We start from the raw sequence: 5,389 nt of genomic DNA on the forward strand, positions 1-5,389 counted from the left end.
CGCTTCACCGGTGTGATCGCCGAGTTCGCCGCCGCCGTGCAGGCAGGCGACGCCGACACGGCGCTGCGGCTGCTGCGGTCCGGGGCGCCGGACCTGTTCTTCGTCGAGACCGACGTCGCCACCGCCGACCCGGCCGGCCTGGACGGGCTGCGCGCCGACGTCGTGTCCGCCGGCCGGGACCTGGTCGGCGCGGCACGGGACGGGAACTCCGGGCAGGCGCTGCGACAGCTCGACCGGCACCGGGTGCTGTGCGCGCACCGGCGCGGCCCCTACGGGGTGTCGCGCTGGTCGGCCGAGATCGAGACCTGGCTGCGCACGGCAGTGGAGGGCTACGACGACGGGGCGCCCTGGTACCCGGGCCGCCCGCTGATGGTCACCGTGAACGACTACGACCTGTCGCTGTTCAACGGCGACACCGGCGTCGTCGTGCACACCGCGGCCGGGCCGCGGGCGGTGTTCCTGCGCGACAACGTCGCGACCGAGTTCGTCCCGACCCGCCTCGGCGCGGTCACCACGGTGCACGCGATGACCGTGCACCGCAGCCAGGGCAGCCAGTTCCAGAAGGTCACCGTCGTGCTGCCCCCGGCGGACTCCCCGCTGATGACCCAGGAGCTGCTCTACACCGCGGTCACCCGCGCCGAGCGGGCCGTGCGGGTGGTCGGGACCGAGGACGCCGTGCGGGCCGCCGTCGGACGCCCGGTCGGGCGCGCGTCCGGTCTGAAGGACCGGCTCGGCGGTCCCCGGTGACCCGCACGCCGCCGCGCTGCGCCGGCCCGCGGCTACGCTCGCCGGCGGCGGCCGACCGGGTCGCCGTCGCCGATCGTGAGGAGCGCCCGTGCCACCCGTGACCAGTGCCGGCCTGCTGCTCTACCGCCGGCGGGCCGATGGGCGCGACGGGGACGGCGTCGAGGTGCTGCTCGGCCACATGGGCGGGCCGTTCTGGGCGCGCAAGGACGCCGCGGCCTGGTCGCTGCCCAAGGGCGAGCACGGCCCGGACGAGGACGCCCTCGACGCGGCCCGGCGCGAGTTCGCCGAGGAGATCGGCGCGGCGCCGCCGGGCGGCGAGCCGCGCGAGCTCGGCACCGTCACCCAGTCCGGGAGGCGCAAGACCGTCACCGCGTTCGCACTCGACGGCAGCGGGTTCACCGGTGCCGGGGCCGTCGCCGACCGCCCCGACGACGGCACCTGGGTGGAGATCGAGTGGCCGCGCGGGTCCGGGCGAACGCTGCGCTTCCCGGAGATCGACCGGGCCGAGTGGTTCGACCTGGCCACGGCCCGCGACAAGATCGTGCGCGGGCAGCTGCCACTGCTCGACCGACTGGCCGAGCTGCTCGACCTCCGATCACCCTGATCGGGTGCGCGACAGGGCCTCGCCGGTGAGGCGGTTCGGTCGGGGGCCACGGCGCGCGCTACCGTCCGTGATGCCGGTCCGGGTCCGCAACGGTGCGGTCCGGCCGGCCCCGAACCAGACAGAGCCGGAGTGACGCCGTGCCCCGCCGCCACGACCACGACGCCGGTGGCGACCCGGACGTCCTCACCCGCAAGGCCGAGCTCCGCGACGAGACCTGGACGGCCCTGACCGAGGCGAAGGCGGCCCGGTTCCCCGGCGCCCGCAACCACATCTCGAACTTCGTCGGCGCCGAGGCCGCGGCGCGGCGGCTGCGCGGGACCGACGCCTGGATCGGCGCCCGCACGGTGAAGTCGAACCCGGACTCCGCCCAGCTCCCGGTCCGCCGCTACGCACTCGAGGACGGCAAGACCGTCTACATGGCCGTGCCGAAGCTCGCCGAGCCGGACCCGTTCTTCCTGCTCGACCCGGACGACCTCGCCGACCCACCCGCCCGCGCCGTCTCGATCAAGAACGCGACCCGGTCCGCGCGCCGGGTCGCGGTCGCCGACCTGGAGCCGGTCGGGCTGGTCGTGACCGGCTGCGTCGCCGTCGGCACCGACGGGGCCCGGCTCGGCAAGGGCGGCGGTTTCGCCGACCTGGAGTTCGCGCTGGCCCGTGAGGCCGGCCTGATCGCCGACGACACGCTCGTCGTCACCACGGTCCACGAGCTGCAGGTGCGCGGGGCCGGGGAGATCCCGGTGGCCGGGCACGACGCCCCGGTGGACCTGATCGTCACCCCGGACCGGGTCGTCGACTGCCGGGAGCACCGGCGGACCCGCCCGTCGGGTGGGATCGTGTGGGAGTCGCTCACCGCGGCCAAGATCGCGGCGATCCCCTTGCTGGCGGCGTTGCAGGAGGCGAACACATGACACGGATCGTCACCGTGCGCGGCGACATCACCGAGGCCGACGTCGACGCCGTGGTGAACGCGGCCAACTCGTCGCTGCTCGGCGGCGGCGGGGTGGACGGCGCGATCCACCGCGGCGGAGGCCCGGAGATCCTCGCCGAGTGCCGCCGTATCCGGAAGGAGCGCTACCCCGACGGGCTCCCGACCGGGCAGGCCGTGGCGACCACCGCCGGGAACCTCCAGGCGCGCTGGGTGATCCACACCGTCGGCCCGGTGTACGCGAAGCGCGAGGACCGCTCCGCGCTGCTGGCCTCGGCCTACACCACGTCGCTGGCGGTGGCCGACGAGCTGGGCGCGCGCTCGGTCGCGTTCCCCGCGGTGTCCGCCGGGATCTACGGCTGGCCGATGCCCGATGCCGCGCATATCGCCGTGGCGGCCGTGCGGGAGTCCGAGACCCGCGTCGAGCAGGTCCGGTTCGTCCTGTTCAGCCTGGACGCGCTGACCGCGTTCGAGGCCGCCGCCGCGCGCTGAGTCCCGGCCCGCACCGGACACGGAGGCTCCGGGTACGGCACGATCACCGTCGTGCCCTTCCGTGTCGCGTTCCTCGACGACTACCAGGACGTCGCCCTGTCGCTGTCCGACCTGCCCGCCGACGTCGAGGCCGTCTCCTTCGCCGACCACGTCGCCGACCCGGCCCGGCTGACGGCCCGCCTGCGGGGCTTCGACGCCGTCGTCTGCATGCGCGAGCGCACCCCGATCACCGCGCAGCTCCTCGACGGCCTGCCGGACCTGAGGTTGCTGATCACGACCGGGATGCGCAACGCCTCGATCGACGTCGCCGCGGCCCGCGCCCGCGGGGTCACCGTGTGCGGTACCGGCGGTGGTGCCGGGCGGGCCTCGACCACCGAGCACACCTGGGCGCTGCTGCTGGCGCTGGCCCGCAACCTGCCGGCCCAGGACGCGGCGATCCGCGCCGGCGGCTGGCAGCGTGGGCTGGGCACCGTGCTGGCCGGGTCCACGCTCGGGCTGGTCGGGCTCGGCAACCTGGGCGCGGCGATGGTGCCGGTGGCCCGCGCGCTGGGCATGCACGTCACCGCGTGGAGTCAGAACCTGACCGCCGAGCGGGCCGCCGAGGTCGGTGTCGAGGCCCCGGGCCGCGACGCGTTCTTCGCCGGTGCCGACGTGTTCAGCGTGCACCTGGTCCTGTCGCAGCGGTCCGTCGCCACGATCGGCGCGGCCGAGTTCGCGCTGATGAAGCCGGGTGCGTTGCTGGTCAACACCTCGCGCGGGCCGATCGTGGACGAGGCCGCGCTCGTCGACGCCCTGTACGCCGGCCGGATCGGGGGCGCGGCGCTCGACGTGTTCGACACCGAGCCGCTGCCGCCGGACCACCCGTTGCGTACGGCCCCGCGCACCGTGCTGGCCCCGCACACCGGCTACGTGTCGTGGTCGTCCTACCGCGAGTACCACGCCGACGTCGCCGCCGACGTCGCCGCGTTCCGGGCCGGTGCCCCGGTCCGGGAGCTGGGTCCGAGCTGATGGCCCAGAATGTGTCGATGATCGAGATCAACGGGCACGTGCCGACCGTCCACCCCGGTGCCTGGGTGGCGCCCGGCGCCGTCCTGGCCGGCGACGTCACGATCGACGACGAGGCCAGCATCTGGTTCGGGTGCGTGCTGCGCGGTGACTTCGACGCCATCCGCGTCGGCCCGCGCAGCAACGTCCAGGACGGCAGCGTCGTGCACGCCGACCCCGGCTTCCCGTGCACGATCGGCGCGGGCGTCAGCGTCGGTCACCGGGCCGTCGTCCACGGCGCCACGATCGGCGACGACGTGCTGATCGGGATGGGCGCGGTCGTGCTCAACGGCGCGACGGTCGGCGCCGGGTCGCTGGTCGCCGCCGGAGCGGTGATCACCCAGGGCGCCGATATCCCGCCCGGCTCGCTGGTGGCCGGGGTCCCGGCGAAGGTCCGCCGCGAGCTCGGCGAGCAGGAGCGCGACTCGATCCTGCTCAACGGCGCCGCCTACCGGCACCTGGCCGGCCAGTACCGCGACGCGACCGGCTGAGCACCCCACCTCCGTCGAGCCGCGGCCCCGGCCGGGCGACCGTTCGCCTCAGTTGAGACGTCGGCCGTCGCCCGGCGCGAACAGGTGCGTCCGCTCGGGGTCCGGCGCGAGGTGCACGGTCGCCCCGCGCACCGGCGGGCGCCGGCCGTCGACCCGGGCGACGACGTCGTGCTCGGCTCCCTCGACGGTCGTGCGGCCGTAGACGTAGGCGTCGGCCCCGAGCTCCTCGACGATCTCGACCTGCACGGCGATCCCGTGCTCGGCCACCCGCAGGTCCTCCGGCCGGACCCCGAGCAGCACCCGGCCCTCGTCCACGCCGCCGAGCGCCGCGCGCGGCACCGGGGACACCGTGTCACCGAAGCGCACCCCGCCGTCGACGATCTCGAGGGAGAGCAGGTTCATCGCGGGCGAGCCGATGAACCCGGCGACGAACGCGTTCACCGGCCGGTCGTAGAGCTCGCGGGGCTCCGCGCACTGCTGCAGCACGCCGTCGCGCAGCACCGCGACCCGGTCGCCCATCGTCATCGCCTCGACCTGGTCGTGGGTCACGTAGACCGTGGTCACCTCGAGCCGGCGCTGTAGCGAGGCGATCTGGGTGCGGGTCTGCACCCGCAGCTTCGCGTCGAGGTTCGACAGCGGCTCGTCCATCAGGAAGACCTGGGGCTGGCGGACGATGGCGCGGCCCATCGCGACCCGCTGGCGCTGCCCGCCGGACAGCGCCCGGGGCTTGCGGTCCAGGAACTCCTCGAGGTCGAGGATGCGGGCCGCGTCCTGCACCCGCCTGCGGATCTCCGCCCGGTCCGTCCCGGCGATCTTCAGCGCGAAACCCATGTTGTCCGCGACGCTCATGTGCGGGTAGAGGGCGTAGTTCTGGAACACCATCGCGATGTCGCGGTCCTTGGGGCGCACGTCGGTGATCTCGCGGTCACCGATCCGGATGTGCCCGTCGCTGACCTCCTCCAGCCCCGCGAGCATCCGCAGCGATGTCGTCTTCCCGCAGCCGGACGGGCCGACGAGCACCAGGAACTCGCCGTCGGCGATGTCGAGGTCGAGCCGGTCGACGGCCGGGCGCGACGCGCCGGGGTA

7 protein-coding genes are annotated in these 5,389 nt (G+C 74.8%); 6 read left to right on the forward strand and 1 reads right to left on the reverse strand.

Features of this window, described 5'->3' with window-relative positions:
* The 6 genes from I4I78_RS29670 to I4I78_RS29695 all read left to right on the forward strand — a co-directional run.
* On the forward strand, positions 1 to 747 hold a 747-nt coding region (locus I4I78_RS29670; protein ID WP_218614815.1), incomplete at its 5' end, for an ATP-binding domain-containing protein.
* A gap of 97 nt (positions 748 to 844) precedes the next feature.
* On the forward strand, positions 845 to 1,351 hold the full coding sequence (locus I4I78_RS29675) for an NUDIX domain-containing protein (RefSeq protein ID WP_374225942.1): 507 nt from the start codon (positions 845 to 847) through the stop codon (positions 1,349 to 1,351).
* Between the two features lie 137 nt (positions 1,352 to 1,488).
* The gene (locus I4I78_RS29680; RefSeq protein ID WP_218614817.1) at positions 1,489 to 2,259 is read left to right on the forward strand and encodes a 5-formyltetrahydrofolate cyclo-ligase; all 771 of its coding nucleotides are present in this window, start codon (positions 1,489 to 1,491) and stop codon (positions 2,257 to 2,259) included.
* Positions 2,256 to 2,768: an O-acetyl-ADP-ribose deacetylase gene (locus tag I4I78_RS29685; RefSeq protein ID WP_218614818.1), complete on the forward strand. Its 513-nt coding sequence runs from the start codon at positions 2,256 to 2,258 to the stop codon at positions 2,766 to 2,768. Before I4I78_RS29680 ends, I4I78_RS29685 begins: the two co-directional genes overlap by 4 nt.
* Positions 2,769 to 2,819: 51 nt before the next feature.
* On the forward strand, positions 2,820 to 3,776 hold the full coding sequence (locus tag I4I78_RS29690) for a D-2-hydroxyacid dehydrogenase family protein (protein ID WP_218614819.1): 957 nt from the start codon (positions 2,820 to 2,822) through the stop codon (positions 3,774 to 3,776).
* A 17-nt stretch (positions 3,777 to 3,793) separates the two neighbouring features.
* Positions 3,794 to 4,303, forward strand: a complete 510-nt coding sequence (locus I4I78_RS29695) for a gamma carbonic anhydrase family protein (RefSeq protein ID WP_226380677.1) — start codon at positions 3,794 to 3,796, stop codon at positions 4,301 to 4,303.
* 48 nt (positions 4,304 to 4,351) lie between these two features.
* On the opposite strand, the gene I4I78_RS29700 is transcribed toward I4I78_RS29695, so the two are convergent.
* Positions 4,352 to 5,389, reverse strand: a 1,038-nt coding sequence (locus I4I78_RS29700; RefSeq protein ID WP_218614821.1) for an ABC transporter ATP-binding protein, incomplete at its 5' end; no start/stop codon positions are given.

It is taken from the genome of Pseudonocardia sp. KRD291 (assembly GCF_019263595.1).
In the GTDB taxonomy this organism is placed as follows: domain Bacteria; phylum Actinomycetota; class Actinomycetes; order Mycobacteriales; family Pseudonocardiaceae; genus Pseudonocardia.